General features: G+C 38.3%; 20 protein-coding genes. 10 read left to right on the top strand and 10 right to left on the bottom strand.

Annotation, left to right across the window (positions count from 1 at the left end; genetic code table 11):
• Positions 1–155: 155 nt before the first annotated feature.
• The gene (locus AC1M89_RS10855) at positions 156–1,247 is read left to right on the top strand and encodes a 3-deoxy-7-phosphoheptulonate synthase (protein ID WP_481614217.1); all 1,092 of its coding nucleotides are present in this window, start codon (positions 156–158) and stop codon (positions 1,245–1,247) included.
• Between the two features lie 47 nt (positions 1,248–1,294).
• Positions 1,295–1,819 carry a phosphatase domain-containing putative toxin gene (locus tag AC1M89_RS10850; protein WP_481614216.1) on the top strand — a complete coding sequence of 175 codons (525 nt, stop codon included), beginning with the start codon at positions 1,295–1,297 and terminating at the stop codon, positions 1,817–1,819.
• Positions 1,820–1,829: 10 nt separating this feature from the next.
• On the opposite strand, the gene ispF is transcribed toward AC1M89_RS10850, so the two are convergent.
• Positions 1,830–2,315: a 2-C-methyl-D-erythritol 2,4-cyclodiphosphate synthase gene (gene ispF, locus AC1M89_RS10845; RefSeq protein WP_092767822.1), complete on the bottom strand. Its 486-nt coding sequence runs from the start codon at positions 2,313–2,315 to the stop codon at positions 1,830–1,832.
• Between the two features lie 98 nt (positions 2,316–2,413).
• On the opposite strand from ispF, the gene AC1M89_RS10840 reads away from it, so the two are divergent.
• On the top strand, positions 2,414–3,067 hold the full coding sequence (locus tag AC1M89_RS10840) for an A1S_1983 family putative colistin resistance protein (protein ID WP_481614226.1): 654 nt from the start codon (positions 2,414–2,416) through the stop codon (positions 3,065–3,067).
• Positions 3,068–3,090: 23 nt separating this feature from the next.
• Here AC1M89_RS10840 and AC1M89_RS10835 read toward each other — a convergent pair whose 3' ends face one another.
• The 4 genes from AC1M89_RS10835 to AC1M89_RS10820 form a co-directional block, all read right to left on the bottom strand.
• Positions 3,091–3,939 (bottom strand): EamA family transporter, encoded by an 849-nt coding sequence (locus tag AC1M89_RS10835; RefSeq protein WP_481614215.1) that lies wholly within the window; start codon positions 3,937–3,939, stop codon positions 3,091–3,093.
• A 78-nt stretch (positions 3,940–4,017) separates the two neighbouring features.
• On the bottom strand, positions 4,018–5,055 hold the full coding sequence (fba, locus tag AC1M89_RS10830) for a class II fructose-bisphosphate aldolase (RefSeq protein ID WP_481614214.1): 1,038 nt from the start codon (positions 5,053–5,055) through the stop codon (positions 4,018–4,020).
• Between the two features lie 132 nt (positions 5,056–5,187).
• Positions 5,188–5,436, bottom strand: coding sequence for a hypothetical protein (locus AC1M89_RS10825; RefSeq protein WP_481592481.1), 249 nt, complete (start codon positions 5,434–5,436; stop codon positions 5,188–5,190).
• Between the two features lie 120 nt (positions 5,437–5,556).
• Positions 5,557–6,744 carry a phosphoglycerate kinase gene (locus tag AC1M89_RS10820; protein WP_035269172.1) on the bottom strand — a complete coding sequence of 396 codons (1,188 nt, stop codon included), beginning with the start codon at positions 6,742–6,744 and terminating at the stop codon, positions 5,557–5,559.
• Between the two features lie 138 nt (positions 6,745–6,882).
• Here AC1M89_RS10820 and AC1M89_RS10815 point away from each other — a divergent pair, with 138 nt between their 5' ends.
• The 5 genes from AC1M89_RS10815 (at position 6,883) to AC1M89_RS10795 (ending at position 12,016) form a co-directional block, all read left to right on the top strand.
• Positions 6,883–7,266: a DUF2237 family protein gene (locus tag AC1M89_RS10815; RefSeq protein WP_035269188.1), complete on the top strand. Its 384-nt coding sequence runs from the start codon at positions 6,883–6,885 to the stop codon at positions 7,264–7,266.
• A complete protein-coding gene (locus AC1M89_RS10810; RefSeq protein ID WP_481592480.1) occupies positions 7,266–7,877 on the top strand; it encodes a Maf family protein in 612 nt (203 codons plus the stop codon). Before AC1M89_RS10815 ends, AC1M89_RS10810 begins: the two co-directional genes overlap by 1 nt.
• A 492-nt stretch (positions 7,878–8,369) precedes the next feature.
• Entirely contained in the window at positions 8,370–8,834 is a 465-nt protein-coding gene (locus AC1M89_RS10805) for a hypothetical protein (protein WP_481614213.1), read from the top strand.
• A gap of 234 nt (positions 8,835–9,068) precedes the next feature.
• Positions 9,069–10,235, top strand: coding sequence for a ribosomal protein uL16 3-hydroxylase (locus AC1M89_RS10800; RefSeq protein WP_481614212.1), 1,167 nt, complete (start codon positions 9,069–9,071; stop codon positions 10,233–10,235).
• A 110-nt stretch (positions 10,236–10,345) separates the two neighbouring features.
• Entirely contained in the window at positions 10,346–12,016 is a 1,671-nt protein-coding gene (locus tag AC1M89_RS10795; RefSeq protein WP_481614211.1) for an FMN-binding glutamate synthase family protein, read from the top strand.
• A 36-nt stretch (positions 12,017–12,052) separates the two neighbouring features.
• On the opposite strand, the gene AC1M89_RS10790 is transcribed toward AC1M89_RS10795, so the two are convergent.
• Genes AC1M89_RS10790 through AC1M89_RS10775 form a run of 4 tightly spaced genes read right to left on the bottom strand, consistent with a single transcriptional unit; the run spans position 12,053 to position 15,790 of the window.
• Positions 12,053–13,081 (bottom strand): alpha/beta hydrolase, encoded by a 1,029-nt coding sequence (locus tag AC1M89_RS10790; protein ID WP_481614210.1) that lies wholly within the window; start codon positions 13,079–13,081, stop codon positions 12,053–12,055.
• Positions 13,081–14,211, bottom strand: coding sequence for a YdcF family protein (locus AC1M89_RS10785; RefSeq protein WP_481589292.1), 1,131 nt, complete (start codon positions 14,209–14,211; stop codon positions 13,081–13,083). The genes AC1M89_RS10790 and AC1M89_RS10785 overlap by 1 nt, the downstream gene beginning before the upstream one ends.
• A gap of 10 nt (positions 14,212–14,221) precedes the next feature.
• Entirely contained in the window at positions 14,222–15,256 is a 1,035-nt protein-coding gene (gene murB / locus AC1M89_RS10780; RefSeq protein WP_481592122.1) for a UDP-N-acetylmuramate dehydrogenase, read from the bottom strand.
• A gap of 12 nt (positions 15,257–15,268) precedes the next feature.
• On the bottom strand, positions 15,269–15,790 hold the full coding sequence (locus tag AC1M89_RS10775; protein ID WP_481592115.1) for a low molecular weight protein-tyrosine-phosphatase: 522 nt from the start codon (positions 15,788–15,790) through the stop codon (positions 15,269–15,271).
• Positions 15,791–15,903: 113 nt separating this feature from the next.
• Between AC1M89_RS10775 and AC1M89_RS10770 the strand changes: the two genes are divergently transcribed.
• On the top strand, positions 15,904–17,064 hold the full coding sequence (locus AC1M89_RS10770) for an iron-containing alcohol dehydrogenase (RefSeq protein WP_481614209.1): 1,161 nt from the start codon (positions 15,904–15,906) through the stop codon (positions 17,062–17,064).
• A 37-nt stretch (positions 17,065–17,101) separates the two neighbouring features.
• On the top strand, positions 17,102–17,545 hold the full coding sequence (locus tag AC1M89_RS10765; RefSeq protein WP_481597809.1) for an acyl-CoA thioesterase: 444 nt from the start codon (positions 17,102–17,104) through the stop codon (positions 17,543–17,545).
• Here AC1M89_RS10765 and dnaX read toward each other — a convergent pair.
• On the bottom strand, positions 17,542–19,668 hold the full coding sequence (dnaX, locus tag AC1M89_RS10760) for a DNA polymerase III subunit gamma/tau (protein ID WP_481614208.1): 2,127 nt from the start codon (positions 19,666–19,668) through the stop codon (positions 17,542–17,544). The genes AC1M89_RS10765 and dnaX overlap by 4 nt on opposite strands.
• Between the last annotated feature and the right edge of the window lie 78 nt (positions 19,669–19,746).

Genomic DNA, 19,746 nt, shown 5'->3' with positions numbered 1-19,746 from the left:
ACAATATAAGTAGAAACTCTGATTAATACCAAAAAGACAATTTCATTACTTTTTTTTATTAAATCCATTCAACTTTTTGATAACAAATGATCTACTGAATCATGCTATATTCAATAGATTGAACATTTTCTTGTAAAAACGAACCAGTGACGGCAATGAATACTTTACAGTCAAATTCTATCACCCAAAACGACATTGATGACGTGAATGTACAAAGCATTCAGCCTCTTGTTACTCCTGCTGAATTAAAAACAGAATTACCGTTAACTGATAATGCATACCAAACAGTCCTAAAAGGTCGTGAAACTGTACGTAATATCTTAGATGGCAACGACAAACGTTTATTCGTAGTCATTGGACCGTGCTCTATTCACGATCCTGCAGCAGCTCATGATTATGCTGATCGTTTAAAAGTCTTAAGCGAAAAAGTGAAAGACACGCTTTATATCATCATGCGTGTGTATTTCGAGAAGCCTCGTACAACAGTGGGTTGGAAGGGCTTAATTAATGACCCTGACATGAATGACTCTTTCAACATTGAAAAAGGTTTACGTTTAGGCCGTAAATTATTGCTTGAACTCAATGAGAAAGGTCTGCCATGCGCAACTGAAGCGCTTGATCCAAACTCTCCACAGTACTACCAAGACTTAATTTCTTGGTCAGCAATCGGTGCACGTACAACAGAGAGCCAAACACACCGAGAGATGTCTTCAGGTTTATCATCTCCAGTTGGCTTTAAAAATGGTACGGATGGCGGTCTCACTGTTGCGACCAATGCGATGCAATCTGTAAAACATAGTCATAGTTTCCTTGGCTTAAATGACCAAGGTCAAGTTTCGGTCATTCGTACTAAAGGCAACCAATATGCCCATGTCGTGTTACGTGGTGGTAATGGCAAACCGAATTATGATGCTGGCTCTGTAGCAGAAGCTGAAAATGCATTGGCGAAAGCAAAAGTAAGTAACAAGATCATGATTGATGCGAGTCATGCCAATTCTAATAAAGACCCATACCTTCAGCCATTGGTCCTAAAAAATATCACTGAACAAATTTTAGATGGCAATAAATCGATCGTAGGTATTATGGTTGAAAGTCATTTAAAAGGTGGCCGCCAAGATATTCCTGCAAATCTTTGCGATTTAGAGTATGGTAAGTCTGTTACAGATGGATGCATCGATTGGGAAACAACTGAAAAAGTTTTGTTGGAAATGGATGCAGCTTTGAAAGACGTTCTACCACAACGTTAATCAGATAAAACGCCATCACACGATGGCGTTTTTTATAAGGTTTAATCATGGATCAACTCGAAAAAGAACTTAGCTCAATCCCCCATTTTCAATTTGTTCATGAGCATTTGTTTAGCTCAGGTCAGCCAAACGAAGAACAACTTAAATCGATTAAAGCTTATGGTATCGATACCATCGTTGATCTCGCTTTTAATGATGCTACACCGAACTTAAATCATGAAGATCGCTTGAGTGCTGAAATTGGTCTTAACTACATCCAAGTGCCTATTGATCCAGAATTTCCACATGATGATCAATGTTTATTTGTAATCGATCTGATCGATCATCTCGTGAAAGAGAAAATGGTCTGGATACATTGTACCGAAAATCGTCAATGTAGTTCATTAATCTATCTGTACCGACTACATTATATGAATATGGATTTATCTACAGCACATGAGCTATTACACCAAGTATGGGAACCCAACAACACTTGGACTGGGTTAATGCACGCGGTCGGCTTACAGTTGCAAGGACGTAAAGCCACTCAAGAACTGCAAGCCTCTTTAATGAAAGCGCAAAACTTTGAATGATCAAAATTGTTTATTGATGACTAATTAATACGGTCGCTGTAGACAGAATTCCTTCCTGACGACCAGTAAATCCTAATTTTTCAGTGGTTGTGGCTTTAATACTAATCTGATTGATATCCACATCAAGTACATCTGCAATACTTTGACGCATATCTAAATTATGTTTCGCTAATTTTGGACGCTCACAAGCCACTGTAATATCCGCATTATTCAGTTGATAACCACGATCCAATATCAACTGATAAACATGCTTTAATAAAACCTTACTGTCTGCGCCTTTGAACTGTTCATCAGTATCTGGAAAGTGCTGTCCAATATCACCGAGCGCTAAAGCACCCAACAATGCATCACAAAGTGCATGTAAAACTACATCACCATCAGAGTGTGCTTTTAAACCATGTGTATGCGGAATACGAATACCAGCCAATGTGACATAATCGCCTTCCTCAAAAGCATGAACATCAATACCTTGGCCTATACGAATAGCTAAGCTCACATTGAACTCCTTTACACAGTTTTTGAAAATGAAATCTTGTATTCTTTGATTCTTGTTCGCTATAGTAGATGCGCAAACATTTGAAAGTATAAGCGATGATGTTGTCAAAAAGCGTATCAAGTTGGATGAAACCTTTAATTTCTATCTTTTTCATTGGATTAAGCAGTGTTTCTGTCGCACAGGCACAACTTATTCAATGTGATAAGCCTCAATCAAGTTTTAAAAATTCCATGATTTGTGCTGTTGATTTTTCATCTTTGAGAGATGAATTGAATGAACGCTTTTTAACATCCTACTTAGTTACCGATGCACCAACTCGATTAATTCAAGATACACAACAGCTTTGGCTGAATCGACTGCAGCAGTGTAAAAATAAAAATTGTGTGTCATTACAAATCAATCAACGCATTGATGATTTAAATTTTTACATGTCGATGAATCAAACGCTCACTCAGCATTACATCAAGTTTGAACAAGGTAAAATTGCAGCGCAACCTGTACACCTTAAGATTCATCAATTAAGCAAGGATCGCGTTAAAATTGAAGGTATTGCTTATCGTAGCCCTAACAATCGCCTAGAAACCCAGACCATCCCATTATTGGCTTATACAACCACTCAAAGCAAACACGAAATTATTGATAATGAGCATGATTGTCAGTACAAACTCAAATATCAAAAATCATTACTGATTGTCTCAACTGAGCAAAAAGGCTGTGAGCGCTTTAGTGGAATCTATCGACTATATGATTAAACAGAATGAATGCAAGTTCACAGTTAAATTGCGAATGCTAAACACAGCACCCCTGTGATCGCTAACAGAATACCTAAGCTGTTTTTTAGGGTTATTTTTTCTTTAAAAACTAATATACCTGCGATCACACCTAACACTACGACCAAAATATTCATGCCAGCGAATACGATTGCGGGTGAATCCTTTAACAACATATGTGCTTTCACATAAAGTGCAATATTGGCAAAATTCAATACACCTAAACTTAGTCCAGCAAGAAAATTTTGCAATGTCCATGATGTTTGACGCAGGGACAAATATCCGATGGAAATAATGAAAGCAAACACAAACATCAAGTTTAAACTGACTGCAAATTTTAACCCTAAACTTGTACTGTATTTTAACATAACATCTACGAGTGCATAGCCAAGCCAAACTGCGAGCAAATACATTCCTGCTTTTTTTGTTTGCAATGTTGGTGTTGATTTTTTAGAAAAAATGATCAAAACAATTGCACCTAGACCCAATGCAATACCAATCAATTTCAGTGTGCTAAATTTTTCTTGGAAAAGAAAATAGGCTGCCAACAATGAAAGAACAACGGATAATCTTTGTGCGATTTCAGTTCTAATAATTCCAGCTTGATCAAGTGATTTGGAAAGCAGCAAGAATATTGAGGGTAATGCTATCCCCAACAACCCAATAAGCCACCAAGGTGTGGAGGTTAATGATATTTGGTTGAGGTCTGGCTTAAACCAAAAAAAACAGAGTATCGTGGCGATAGCATAATTCCATGCAATCATTTGCATGACATCAAATCCACGAAACTTACTAAACTTCAATAAAATCGATACTAGTACGCTGCACAAAGCTGCTGAAAAAATCAGTTCCATAATTTGCTCTTGTTTTTTTATTCAAGAAAAAGCCCACAATCACTGTGGGCTTTTTAAAATTATAAATAATTTTATTAATTATTTATAACGTTCTACCATTTTCTCTAAAGAAATTGGACGAATCTTATCAGCATGACCTGCTGTACCAAATGCAGTATAACGATCTACACAGATTTGCTTCATTGCTTCAACAGTTTGAGCAAAGAATTTACGTGGATCAAATTCGCTTGGTTTTTCAGCCATCATACGACGCATAGCACCTGTTGAAGCTAAACGTAAGTCAGTGTCGATATTGATTTTACGTACACCGTGTTTAATTGCTTCAACCAACTGCTCAACAGGAACACCGTAAGTTTCTTTGATATCACCACCGTATTGGTTAATAATCGCTAACCATTCTTGTGGTACTGAACTTGAACCATGCATTACAAGATGAGTATTTGGAAGTGCAGCGTGGATCTCTTTAATACGATCAATCGCTAAAATATCACCTGTAGGTGGACGCGTAAATTTATAAGCGCCGTGTGAAGTACCAACCGCAATTGCTAACGCATCAACGTTAGTATCAGCGACAAATTGAGTCGCTTCCTCAACCGAAGTAAGGAGTTGTGAATGATCTAGAACGCCTTCAGCGCCAACACCATCCTCTTCACCAGCCAAACCAGTTTCAAGGCTACCTAGGCAACCAATCTCACCTTCTACAGATACACCACACGCATGTGCCATTTGAACAACACGACGAGTTACATCTACGTTGTAATCATAAGTTGTTGGTGTTTTACCATCTGCACCTAATGAACCATCCATCATTACAGATGAAAAGCCCAATTGGATTGAGCGTTGGCAAACGTCAGGATCAGTACCATGGTCTTGGTGCATCACAACTGGAATGTGTGGCCATTCTTCGATTGCAGCCAAAATAAGATGGCGTAAGAATGGAGCACCAGCATATTTACGAGCACCAGCAGATGCTTGAACAATAACAGGTGAATTTGTTTCATCTGCGGCTAACATAATCGCGCGCATTTGTTCTAAGTTGTTTACGTTAAACGCTGGTACGCCGTAACTATGTTCTGCGGCGTGATCCAAGAGCTGGCGCATTGAAATAAGAGCCATAATTTCCTCCCAGGTAATGCTCCATATTCTAACCTGACCTGTGTTTCAATTCAGCAACAATTGACAGTATTTCATAAAAAATCCCTGCAATTGCAGGGAGATTTTCAATTTAATACTTATTGAAGTAGAAAATCACTCCGCCGTTGCTTGATCAGCAGGTGCATTTGCAACTTCTTCAGGAACATCAGTATTATTTTCATCTTGTAATGGCTGATCAATAGCATCGATAGCCGCTTGTTGTTCAGCACTAATATCTGATGCTTCAACAGCAACTTCTGATGTTGATGTTTGATCTGCCGCTGGTGCACTTTCTTGTTTAGAACAAGCCGTCATTGCAAGAGTAGCAGTCAATAGTGCAATTACGCCTAATTGTAATTTCATGATGTTATTCCGCATGATAAATCAGATTATGATCATAATATTTCAAAATTATTTCATTTTCATGACGAAAATTAGTCATAAAAAAAGACCTTCTTAGAAGGTCTTTTTTCTTAAATCCAATTAAGCGCGTTCAAGTAGAACAGCGACTGCTGGTAATGTCTTGCCTTCTACAAATTCAAGGAAAGCACCCCCACCCGTTGAGATATAACCAATTTTGTCAGCAACTTCATACTTATCAATCGCAGCTAAAGTATCACCACCACCGGCAATAGAGAAACCTTCAGATTCTGCAATCGCTAAAGATAGCGCTTTCGTGCCCTCACCAAATTGATCAACCTCAAATACGCCTACTGGACCATTCCAAAGAATTGTTTTTGAAGTTTTTAAAATTTCAGCAAACGCTTGAGCTGTTTCTGGACCAACATCAAGAATCATGTCATTGTCAGCAACATCTTCAACTTTTTTCACTACGGCTTTTGCTGCCGCTAATGAGCCAAGGAAGTCATCAAAGTTAATTTCTGATGCGTCAGCAACAACAACATCTGTTGGCAATGGAACCGATACTTTCGCAGCAATTGCTTTAGCTGTATCGATTAAATCATTTTCACAAAGTGATTTACCAACGTTATAGCCCGCAGCTGCTAAGAATGTATTCGCAATACCGCCACCGACAATGAGCTGATCACAAATATCTGATAACGATGTTAAAACATCAAGTTTAGTCGATACTTTTGAACCCGCTACGATAGCAACCATTGGTTTTTCAGGCGTCTGAAGCGCACGACCGAGTGCGTCTAATTCAGCGGCAAGTAATGGACCTGCTGCTGCAACTTTAGCAAGACGAGCCACACCTTCTGTCGATGCTTCTGCACGATGTGCAGTACCAAATGCATCCATCACAAACACATCACAAAGTGCTGCATATTTTGCTGCTAACTCTGGATTATTTTTCTTTTCGCCTGTGTTAAAGCGACAGTTTTCAAGTAACACAACTTGGCCTGGCGCAACTTCAACACCATCCAAATATTCAGTGAGTAATTTAACTTCTTGACCCAATGCTTCAGTTAAGTAGGCAGCAACAGGTGCAAGTGATTGTTCAGCTTTAGGCTCACCTTCAACTGGACGACCAAGGTGAGAATAAACCATTACTGCTGCGCCTTTTTCAAGAGCGGCTTTAATTGTTGGCAATGCAGCGCGTAAACGTGCATCACTCGTAATCACACCATTTTTAACAGGAACGTTTAAGTCTTCACGGATCAGAACACGTTTACCTGCTAAATCGAGGTCAGTCATACGCTGAAAGTTCATGTATAGCTCACTTTATAGATATTAAAACCGCATAGATTCTAAATGATTATGGTAAAAAAGGTGAGTAAAATTTCAGAAAAGCTGTAGAAATCTTTAGATTTGATTATGATAGATGGAGTCGAACCATAAAGTGTTACTATGTCTATCCATCCAGATCCAAGTATTAATCGTTTAAATGTTTTCGGCGAACCGCTCGCCAGTTGTTGTTTTGATCCTATCACAGGATATTTCAGAAATGGTTTTTGCCACACTGCGCCGTCTGATTTAGGTCAACATACAGTCTGTGCCGAAATGACGTCAGAATTCTTAAGTTTCTCGCAACGAATTGGGAATGATTTGACAACACCACTACCCGAAGTTGGTTTTCCTGGTTTAAAGCCTGGTGATTTCTGGTGTATTTGTGTGACGCGCTGGGTTGAAGCTTATCAGAATGATATGGCCCCGAATTTAAAACTTCAGGCTTGTCATCAATCAGTACTTGCTTATGTCCCGATCGACATTTTAATGGAATTCTCAGTGTAATGAATCATCATGTTGCTTCAACGTCAGCAAGAATTATTTTAGCTTCTGGCAGTCAGACACGTAAGGAACTACTTAATCGATTACATATCGATTTTGAACAAATATCACCCGATATCGATGAGACTCCGCGTGGGGAAAGCCATGCCGATGATCTTGCCTATCGACTTGCATATGAAAAAGCAAAATATTTTGCTGAGAAAGATCCAGATGCGATCGTTATTGGTTCTGATCAGGTGGCTTGGCGTGAAGGCGCACCTGATATATTTATTGGAAAACCTTTATCTCCTGAAAAAGCAATCAAACAACTTCAAGCAAATTCAGGAAAAATTGTTTATTTCAGTACAGCTTTGAGTGTTCAACACGCTTCATCTGGGTTTGAAGAAACCATTGTTGAACATTATAAGGTCAAATTTAGGCATTTGAATCTGGAAGAAATTCAGCGTTATGTCGCACTTGAACAACCTTTACAGTGTGCTGGAAGTTTCAAATGCGAAAGTTTGGGCATCAGCTTATTTGAAGAAATGATTGGGCAAGACCAAACCACGTTGATGGGCATGCCGATGATTCAATTGTGTAAAATTTTACGTGAATTGAAAATTCTAGTGCCTTGATACGTTGCATATTAATAAATAAGACCGAGTTCAATAACTCGGTTTTTTTGGAATTATTTGTTACTAGCAACTGATGAATGAAATAAATACCCTATTTTTAGCTCAAATAATTACAACTGAGCTAAATTAATTTATATACACAAAGCTGTGGAAAATTGATCGATAAGCGATCTCAAAACATAGAAATTGTAAAAAAGTTCAAATGATCATATTTGGGTTGTTCATTTCAAGTTAAGAATATGAATTACATGAACAAGTTAAGAAACTTTGTATAACATCCATTATCTTAGTTTAAGTTATCATTGTTAAAGTTTTTTTCAATTTTGGATACTATCTTTAGGGGGATACATATGCATGATAACTTCTGGAATAGATTTCTACATATAGAAAAAAAACTAAAAGAATTTAGTACTCACGTAGATTTTGACATTAGAAACAATGAAACTTTTTCTATAGAAATAATGAATTTGTATCTTACAATTTGTTCAGAAATTGAAGCAATTTTTTAAAGCTTGTACATCTAATATTGGTAATTCATTCAACTTTAGAGATTTTCGTGAATACTATAAAGATGAAACACAACTACAAAGTCTATCTCTCTTAAAGTCTAACGTAAAAATTAAATATACATCTTTAAAATTCACTCCATTTGATAAAATAGATAGCGATGAAACAATTTTATGGTGGAATCACCATAATAAAATTAAGCATGATCGTGAAATTAATAGAAATCTCGCGAACTTAAAAAATCTATTAGACTCATCTAGCGCACTTTTTTTACTTAACTTAGTCCACAGATTTGTAGTTCAAGAAAAAATATACCTTATACCCCCTCCTGAAATTTTCGAAACAAAAGACTTCTTGGTCAGCATTCATTCTTCAGGAGGTGGGCTTATATATGCATCCAAAGCCTGTATAAATAGTTTTGGTGTTGAAAGCCCTTTTGATGATGATTAGTTTAGTTAATATTTGATTCAATAAATCTGCCTCATTTAACATAATGGCTTTTATACGATATGAAATTCCCTCAAAGTGTAAATTAATTATTTCTTTAAAACAGCTATATTCATTTTTTTTCATATTCATTTGTCTCATCCATAAGCAAGAAAACATGCGCTTTTAAAGCCGTGTCACTTGCAGAACTTGCATCGTTCAAGGGACAATAAGCCAAACTAAATTGTAGTCCTTATTATGTCCCAAACTTTAGACGTTCTCGGCGGTATTAGCGCTGAACAATTCCTTACGGAATATTGGCAAAAAAAACCGCTCCTCGTTCGTAATGCAGTTCCTGAAATTGTGGGTTTACTTGAACCCAATGATGTTATGGAGCTTGCACTCGATGAAAACGTGACTGCACGTTTGATCAAACAAAAAGATCGTGACCCTAATCAATGGAATGTGAAGTCATCGCCACTGCTCAAAGCAGACTTCCAAAAAATGCCAAAATTATGGACACTACTCGTTCAAGCGGTCGATCACTATTCGTTTGATCTTGCTGAGTTATGGAAAAAATTTCCTTTTATTCCTCAATGGCGTCGTGAAGATATTATGGTGTCTTACGCACCACAAGGTGGTTCTGTCGGTAAACACTTCGATTTTTATGATGTATTTTTAGTTCAAGGTTACGGACATCGCCGTTGGCAATTAGGCCAAATGTGTGATGAACAGACAGCACTCGTTGCAGGTCAGCCTTTAAAACTTTTGCAAGAAATGGAAGTTCATTTTGATGAAGTTTTGGCGCCAGGAGATTTACTATATGTCCCACCTGGTCTTTCTCATTATGGCGTAGCTGAAGATGAGTGTTTAACCTATTCTTTCGGTTTCCGCATGCCAAATATCTCAGACATGATGGATAGTCTTGGTGATTCTTTTTCAGAACAAGAGCAACTGAAAAAACCATTATTAGATATCACACGCTCTGTCAGCACTGCTGTCGGCGAAATTTCAGATCATGAGCTTAGCTATTTGCGCGAACAACTTTTAGCTCAACTGCAAAAACCTGAGATGCTAAATGAAGCCATCATGTGTCTCGCTTCGCAACCTGGTTATCCTAACAATATTCCAGAAAATGACGAAATTGGAACAGGTGATTTAGAAGAAGCACTTGAAGAAGGTTATTTATTAAAAATCGAACCTGCTTCACGTTTGCTTTATAGCAACTTCAATGATGAACTTAACTTTTGGGCAAATGGAGAACGCTTATGCATCTCCGAAGAATTTAAACCCCATTTAAAACGTATCGCTGATGGTGAAATGATCGCTTTGGATGAAAATTTATTTGATCAACACATTCTTGAAGATCTCGCGGAACTCTTGAATAATTCGATCATTATGTTGCTTCCTTCGGAAGAAAACTAAACCCATAAATATAAATTGTTAGCTTACATCTGTAAGCTAACAATTCACTACTTGTCTGATTCCATAGAAGTTCGTATGGTAATTGCAGTAAAGAACGATGGAAAATAAAAATGGCAAGTCCTGCTCAAGCAATAAGACATAAATTACTGAACACTTTTTTTTCAAGGCATTCTGTATGGTTCGCATGTATTATCATCGCCCTGAGTATTACATGGCTTAGGCTATTTTACAGCCCCCATTATCTTTATTATTTTCTATCCGACAGTGTCATTAATATTATTTGGCTACTGACCAGTTTACTCAGTGTCTTAGGCCTATATGATGTACTTCAAAATAAACATTCGATTTTAAAGAACTACCCAATCATGGGGCATTTTCGCTTCTTATTTGAAGATTTCAGACCCGAAATTCGTCAATATTTTATTGAATCAGACCAAGACGCTTTACCCTTTTCAAGAATGCAACGTAGCTTAGTTTATCAGCGTGCAAAGAATGAAAATGCTGATAAGCCTTTTGGTTCAATTATTGATGTATATCAAGATGACTATCGTTTCATTACTCACTCTCTTGCACCGAAACTCCCAGCTGATACCAGCACCTTCCGTATTAAAGTGGGTAATGATCAGTGCGCTCAACCTTATAGTGCATCAATCATGAATATCTCAGCAATGAGTTTTGGGAGTTTAAGTGCTAATGCAATACGCGCACTTAATCTCGGTGCCCACATGGGTCAGTTCTATCATGATACTGGCGAAGGAAGCCTAAGCCCCTACCATCTTGAAAATAATGGAGATATTGTTTGGCAAATCGCCAGTGGATATTTTGGTTGTCGAACTGAAGACGGTCTATTTGATCCTGAAAAATTTAAAGCTCAAGCCAAACATCCCAATATCAAAATGATTGAGCTAAAACTGTCTCAAGGTGCAAAACCAGGTCACGGCGGTATTTTACCCAAACATAAGATTACAGAAGAAATTTCGAAGATTCGTGGTGTTCCTCGTGATCGCGATTGTATTTCCCCGCCAAGCCACCCTAGCTTTAATACACCGATTGAAATGATGCATTTTATTCAAAAGTTACGTGAACTATCAGGTGGTAAACCTGTTGGATTCAAATTATGTATCGGACAGCCTTGGCAATTTATGAGTATTGTCAAAGCGATGCTTGAAACCAATATTGTTCCTGATTTTATCGTCGTAGATGGATCAGAAGGTGGAACCGGTGCTGCACCGATTGAATTTAGCGATAATATCGGAACACCACTGCGTGAAGCGCTCTTGTTTGCACACAATACCTTAGTAGGTGCTGGATTAAGAGATAAAGTAAAAATTGGTGCAAGTGGTAAAATCATCAGTGCTTTTGATATTGCAAGTACCTTTGCCTTGGGTGCAGATTGGGTGAATTCAGCTCGTGGATTTATGTTTGCTGTCGGTTGTATCCAAGCTCAAAGTTGCCATACCAATCAGTGTCCTGTTGGGGTAGCAACACAAGATGCTGAGCGCCAAAAAGCAGTACATGTACCAACGAAAGCAGAACGTGTTTATAATTTCCACAAAAACACATTACATGCACTAGCAGAAATGATAGCAGCTGCAGGTTTAAATCATCCGAGTGAAATTAAAGCTCATCATCTCGCGCAACGTATAAATGATCGTGAAATCAAAAATTATGCTCAATTACATTTTTGGTTAGAATCAGGTCAATTATTAAACTGTAAAGATAAAGACGAAGAAAATTTCTATTTCAGAATGTGGAATTTGGCAGATGCCAGCAAATTCTAGTTTCATCAAAAAGGTGCTGAAATCAGCACCTTTATTTTAAAAGTATCCTTTATGACTTTGCGCATGTAAGAATGCTGGGATTAAACCCGTTAATGCTGCCCGTATATCCGCACGCTCATTGATCAACTGATGAGATCCCTCCTCTAACATGAGCAAGATCTGAAGGCGAAACTTTCTGCGAATAAATTCGATATTATAACGCCAGTCTACGGTTTGATCTTGGGCACCTTGAGCGAGCCAAACTGGAATTCGGCATGCAGGTCGATTTTCCATTTCCAACATCCACTTTGACATTGCTAATATCCAATCCATCCCCATCATGCGCGGTTGTAGTGGATCTTTTAGACGTACAAATCTTAAAAATTCAGGATTGTGATTATTGCGTTTAAAATGTCTTGGAACTTCACGTTTGATACGGCGAATGATGCCCAAGCCTACTGGATTATGCCACCATGCTGTTTTTGCAGGTCTGACTAATGGCGACAAGAGTAATACGCGTTCTACAATTGGATTTTTACGTTGTTCAGCAAACTCCAACAAATGATGCATCCAAATTGCACCACCAGTACTCTGTCCGATACCTAGCCATGGTTTAGGCAATTGATCAGCTTGTTTTACATATTGGTGAACCGCATGGAGTACTTGCTGATAATGATCAAAGTTCTGAATGCTGGCAGCATTGCCATCACTTAACCCATGTCCAGGCAAGTCATAAGTTAAAACACTAAACCCTTGATCCAGCAATTCACCAATAATTGGTTGGTAAATCCCACTGTGTTCCAAATAGCCATGCAATAAGAATACAGTACCTTTCACCTGCTCTATGCGAGGTTGATACACCTGTACATGAAGTTTGAACAAAGGCATTTTGATATAACCCTGCCAATAATTCGCTTCAAGACGATCAAGTGCGTAAAGATGACGATAAGCTTGAATCTCTTTCGAAGGAGAATAAGGTCGATTTAAGTTTAAAGGTTCCAACTTTAATGGTGTTTGTTCTCGATTCGGAATGGGTAAATCGAGTTGTTTCAACACATTTGGATTCAGAAATGGAATATCAGACATTATGGCACCTCCCGACAACCGCTAGAGCCAAACATTACATCTCTGATCGTGGCAAGTAATTCATAATTTGCACGACGACTGTGATCGTAATTTAATTGGCTAGGACGCCATGTTGTCAGCATTGTAGGCATGGGCGCTTCAACAGGAATTGTTTTGATACCGTTCAAAGCAAAAAGACGTCGTGTACGTGTCATATGATAACGATCGGTAATCAAAATCACTGTCGGCGCTCCTCCTTTTTTTTGTAATAATAATGAACTAAAGCGTGTATTCTCACAGGTATTCATGCTGCGTTGCTCTAATAGATTCGCTTCTACCCCACGCGATGCTAACCACGCTTGCATGTACGGTGCTTCAACACCACTCAACACAATAGGTAAATCCGTTTGCTTCTCAATCTCAAGTGTTTTTTCTAGTCTAGAGCGTGTGTAATCATTAACTACGATATCAATTTTATTATCCCCTAGCGTCAACCCACCACCCAACACAACTATCGCATAAGGTTTATCTTTCTGATTTGATAAAGTTTTATTTTCATTCTGAATCAACGCGATATCTTTATAGATTTGCGGATCTAATGTTTGAACCTCATCTTCTTCTAAGGGATGATTTCTAAGGAAAAATTCATATTTTTCCATTAAAGCCAAGCGCTGATTTTTTTCTTCATTGATGGATGAATTTGTTGAATCAGTTTGGCTTATGGCAACATCACTGGCTAAATCAGGCTGATCAATTGCGAAGACAACATCCTCTTTAGTTTCATTCTTTGTATTTATATCTGTAAGCAATTCATCTTTAATTTTTTGTTTTAATAACACATAGCGAGTTTGAATTTCAGCAAGCTGTTCAGCCCCTTGATCATTCAATTGTTCTTCAATAAGTTTGAGATAAGCTTGTCTTGCAATCCACAGCCTTGAACCAGGCTCCAAATCCTCCTTATCAGTTAACGCTGCCATTTGCTGGCTCTTGGCCGCAATTTCGTCAACTTTGATAGGGACAAATGCGTGAAGTGATTTCACAACAAGTGCTGAATAAAATGGTGTATACCAGAAAACCATGAGACAGCCCAAAAGTGCGAATATGATCGCCATCATACGCACCGTTGCCACCATCCAATGTTTTCTAGACATACTGTCCTTTTTAAACCAAATGAGATTGAATAGAACCTTTTTGATCGAACAAAACAGGCTCAGGTTCTAATAAAATACCAAACTTATTTAACACATCTTGCTGCACAGAGCGATAGGTTGCCTGCACATCTGTGAGAGATGCATCGGCGTAATTGACTAAAACTAAAGCCTGTCGATCAAACATTCCCACTTTTCCTAATTTTTTTCCTTTCCAGCCTGATTGGTCAATCAACCAACCTGCTGCAACTTTTACAGAACCATCTGCTTGAGGATAGTGTGGAATCGTGGGATGAAGCTGTAAAACTTCCTCAAATTTCGTTTTAATTAAAATCGGATTTTTAAAAAAGCTCCCTGCATTTGGATATTCTGCAGGATCTGGGAGTTTACTTTGACGAATTTTGATCACTTGTTGCTGTAAATTATATGGCGTAATGTCATCGCCCATCGCAGCTTTTAAATCTCCATAATTCATTTTGAGTTGTGGCTGTTTAAGTAATTTAAAGATGACCGCAGTAATAACAAACCGCTCAGGCTGATCTTTAAAAATGCTGTGTCGATATGAAAAATGACAATCACTCGCTTGGATTTGAACAATTTCATTTTTAGTACGATCAAAAGCCTCTACAAATTCAATAAATTCACCGACTTCAACGCCATAGGCACCAATGTTCTGAACAGGTGCAGCACCCACCCACCCTGGAATCAATGCGAGATTTTGCAATCCATAGAAACCTTGCTCTGTTGTCCAAAGCACGAACTCATGCCAGTGACGTCCAGCACCTACTCGAATTGTTACATTGGTATCATCTTCAGCAAGCAGGACAAGATCATCTAAATGTAATTGAACTACCAAAGCATCTAGATGCTCAGGGAGCAGCATATTACTCCCCCCTGAAAGTATCATCATGTTTAATTGAGCTTGCTCAGCAAATTCAATTGCTTCACGCAAATCTTGAAGAGATCGAACAATACAATAATGAGATGCAACAGCATTTAAATTCAACGTATTGAAAGACTGGAGTTGTATATTGGTTTGAATATCAATCATATTTTTATCTTACTCAACGTTTGACTGCTGCAACATTGGTTTTAAGTAACTAATCCATGCTTTACTGTTCGACTCACATTGATCTAAGACCAACTCAAAGCCATCATCTCCACCATAGTAAGGATCAGGTACTGGTTGATTTAAATATGAAGGATCTTTGGCACTCATGAGCTCTATTTTTGCTCGCAGTTCATGGTTTTGAAATATTTGCGCTGCTTCAACTTGCAGTTTCTGAATATTGACTAGATTTTCATGATCCATCGCCAAGATTAAATCAAATTCCTTAAAGTCTTCAATACGAATCTGTCTCGCACGTAATGAAGATAAATCATATCCTCGTTTCAATGCGTGCTTTTGACTTCTATAATCAGGCGCTTTGTTTGGGTGATAATTACTGGTTCCAGCTGAATCAACTTGAATATTTAATTTTTCTAAATCCGCAAAGTGTTTCATTACCACTTCTGCTGTTGGGGAACGACAAATATTTCCTAAACATACACATAAAATTTTGTATGGCATTTTCGTCGTCATCTTCGCCTCAAAAATACATATACTTTCGCAGTGCATATGTTAAGTTATTTAAGGAGTGAATCCTATAGAACTGTAAAACAATAATCTTATTTAAAGCGCAAAAAGGATGTGTGATGAGCCAATTTCAATTTCAAACTGTCGGGAATATTATTTCTGGTTTAGGGAGTATTCAACAGCTTGGCTCAATTTTAAAACAACATCGATTTAATAAAGTTCTTCTCGTCACAGATCAAGGGATGATTGATCACCACCTCCACCAACCTATTCTTCACATTTTCAACGCTACTGGGACTGAGTTCAGTATTTTTTCCGATGTCGTTGCAGACCCTCCAGAAGATGTCATCTTAAATGCAGTAGATGAAGCAAAACGTTTACAGATTGATGCAGTCATTGGTTTTGGCGGTGGTAGCTCCTTAGACGTGGCAAAAATTATTGCCGTACTTGCGCACCCCAATCAAACCCAAACGATTTCTGAGTTATATGGCGTCAATCAAGCTCAATCGCCACGATTACCACTCATCTTAGTGCCTACAACTGCAGGTACGGGTTCTGAAGTTACACCAATCTCTATTGTCACTACAGGCAAAACAACAAAAACAGGAATTGTTTCACCCGTTCTGTATGCGGATACTGCCATTTTAGATGCAACTTTTACTCAAGGTCTTCCGGCTCACATCACTGCAGCAACAGGAATTGATGCAATGGTGCATGCAATTGAAGCCTACACCTCAAAACTAAAGAAAAATTTCTATTCTGATTTGCTCGCTAAACAAGCATTGGATTTATTGAATCAAAATTTAAAACTTGTTCTAGAGCAACCCCAAAACCTAGAAGCGCGCCAAAAAATGCTCTTAGGCTCTATGTTGGCTGGACAAGCATTTGCAAATGCTCCTGTTGGAGCGGTTCATGCGCTTGCCTATCCTTTGGGCGGGCATTATCACTTATCGCATGGTCATACCAATGCAATCGTGCTTGTTGAAACACTGAAATTCAATGCACCTCAAGCGAAGAAATACTATGCTGAACTGATGCAATGGATTGACCCATATAGCAAAGGCAATACTGATGGCTTATGTGATTTATTTATTGATCATATGGAAAGGCATGTTAGCCAGAGTGGGTTGAGCTTAAAACTTAATGAGCTAGGTGTACAAGAATCAGATTTAGAGATGTTAGCTAATGATGCGATGCAACAAACGCGCCTCTTACAAAACAATCCTAGAGCTCTAAGCTATGCTGATGCTTTAAGCATCTACCAAGCAATTTATCATTAAATGACTCGAAATCTTTAATCAACTTTCTGAATAAAATATGACAACTATTTCAAAAAAAACTAGAGCAGACTATCAATTCTTTTTTCCCATCCAAACCCGTTGGGCTGATAATGACGTGTATGGGCATGTCAATAACGTCACTTATTACAGCTACTTTGACACCGCCGCAAATGCGCTACTTATTCAACACGCACTATTTGACTTTAAAACTTCGCCTATCATTGGACTCGTTATTGAATCAAAATGTACATATTTTTCTGAACTATCCTACCCCGAAGTGATTGATGTTGCTGTCGCTATCGAAAAGATTGGACGATCTTCAGTGACGTATAGCATTTCAATATTTAAGAAAAATCAATCAGAGCCTGCTGCTCAAGGTTATTTTGTGCATGTATTTGTCGACCGTGACTCTCGTAAAAGTATTGAATTACCAAACTCAATACGCGAAGCCTTAACTACGTTTATGACGAAATCAACTTAAGACTTAAGCTGAATATTATGTAGCTCACCGCCGAAAATTTTTAACAAGTCTTCCACGACGGGTTCTTGATGAATCAATTCTTCAGCACGTCGATATGCCTTTTGCTTACGCTTTTCCTGCAGATCGAAAGGCGTCTCACCGTTTGGTTCGTTGTATTTTACGATTAATTGAGATTTTGAAAATGATTGCTTGAGTGCTGCTTCTAAACTCGGAATGAGTGAGTGCAATAAAGCTTCGTATTTTGCAGGGATATAGAATTCACATGTCCCATCAATTTGACCTTGCATAAGACCTTGTTGTGCTAATTCTTGTACCGCAGGTGTTAATGGACTATTTCTGAACCAATATTCCCACTTTTGAGTATCCCATTCACCTACCAATTCGACAGGCTCAAGTTTAAGAATATCTTGAGGCATTAAACCTTTTAAGCCAACATCTGTGACAACAATTTTATTCTCATCGGGTAGATCTAGACTTGGGAAATGAGAGCCATTCGATGTTCCTTCTTCTTGAACTGACAATTCAGCACTTTCAGCAGAAAGTTCATTTGGTTTAGGCTCTAAAAAGAAAATATTGTCTTGATCAACAATTGAAGATTCAACAGGTTCTGAATTAAAGCTTGCTCCAAATGAAGTCAGCTCAATCTCCCCACTGCCTACCACAGAGTTGGTTAAATTCTCTTGTTTCACCTCAACAGATACAGACTGACCGACATCATCCGCATGATTTAATTCTGTTGAATGTAAGCTTTCAGATTCAGATTTTTCAGGATGAACTGACTCCGTAGGAAAAGCCTCATCATCAGATGCCATCATCTGCTGAAACAAGATTAGATCCGTATTTTCCTCATCATTTACATCACGACTATGCTGAATCGAACTCGTATTATTCTCAGGCGAACTGATTTTCGATCCTGCTTCTTGATGATCTGCCGGTATAGATTCTGAATTCTCTGTCGAAATCTGATTGAAATTTTCAGCTTCTTTTAAGACATTTGATTGTTCTGGAGGTGCTTGAGTGGTCAGCTGCTCATTATTCGCCATCGGGCGGAATGCCAACAACCTGAGCACACACATTTCAAAGCCTTGCTCTTGAGTCACTGCAATTTGTAATTCAGCACGACCTTTACATGCAATTTGATAATACAATTGTAGATCTTGAGCAGAAATCATGCTCGAAAGCTGCATAATTTTCTGATTAATCTCAGCACTATATTTTAAACTCAAGTCTGGTAAGTATTGGAGTAAAGCCAACTCATGTAAAGTTGAAATGAGTTGATCCAACACCAAAGAAACATCAAGTGCTTGTTGACGGAATTGGAGTAATAAAGCACTGACTTTAGCACGTTGATTTTGATGTATCGCCAAAATAAGGTCGAAAATAATCGTGCGATCAATCAAACCCAGCATTTCTTTCACATCTTGGTGGTGAATCGCACCTTGCCCATATGCAATTGCTTGATCTGTTAGCGACAGTGCATCACGTAAAGAACCTTGTGCTGACTCAGCGATCTGCCAAATCGCATCAGCTTCCGCATTAATTGATTCTTTAGTTAAAATTTGTGTGAGATGTGAAGTGATTTCATCAACCGCCAATGGGCGTAAAGTAAATTGCAAACAACGTGAAATAACCGTAATTGGAAGTTTTTGAGGATCTGTCGTCGCAAATAAAAATTTGACATGTTCAGGCGGTTCTTCAAGTGTCTTGAGTAAAGCATTGAAAGAATGTGTGGACAGCATGTGTACTTCATCAATGAGATACACTTTAAAACGACCTTGCGTTGGTGCATAAGGTACGTTATCCAATAATTCTCGTGTATCCTCAACTTTGGTTCGGGAGGCTGCGTCAATTTCAATTAAGTCTATAAATCGACCTTCATTGACTGCGGTACACGTTGGGCATACTTCACACGGTGTAGATGTTACACCTGTTTCACAGTTCAGACATTTAGCAAGAATCCTTGCAATCGTTGTTTTACCAACGCCACGCGTCCCCGTAAAAAGATAAGCATGATGCAGTCGACCACGCTCTAAAGCACTGGTTAATGCACGCGACACATGGTTTTGACCAACCAATTCTAAAAAATTACGTGGACGATATTTACGCGCAAGAACCTGATACATGAATGCTCCCTAATTACAGGACTAAGCATACTGTTTTTTTTGGCAAGAGTGAATGCGTTACAGATCATTCATACATTC

The organism is Acinetobacter sp. ANC_7635, assembly GCF_056779945.1.
Note: the sequence above shows the minus strand (reverse complement) of the source record. Positions and strands in the feature narration are given on the sequence as shown.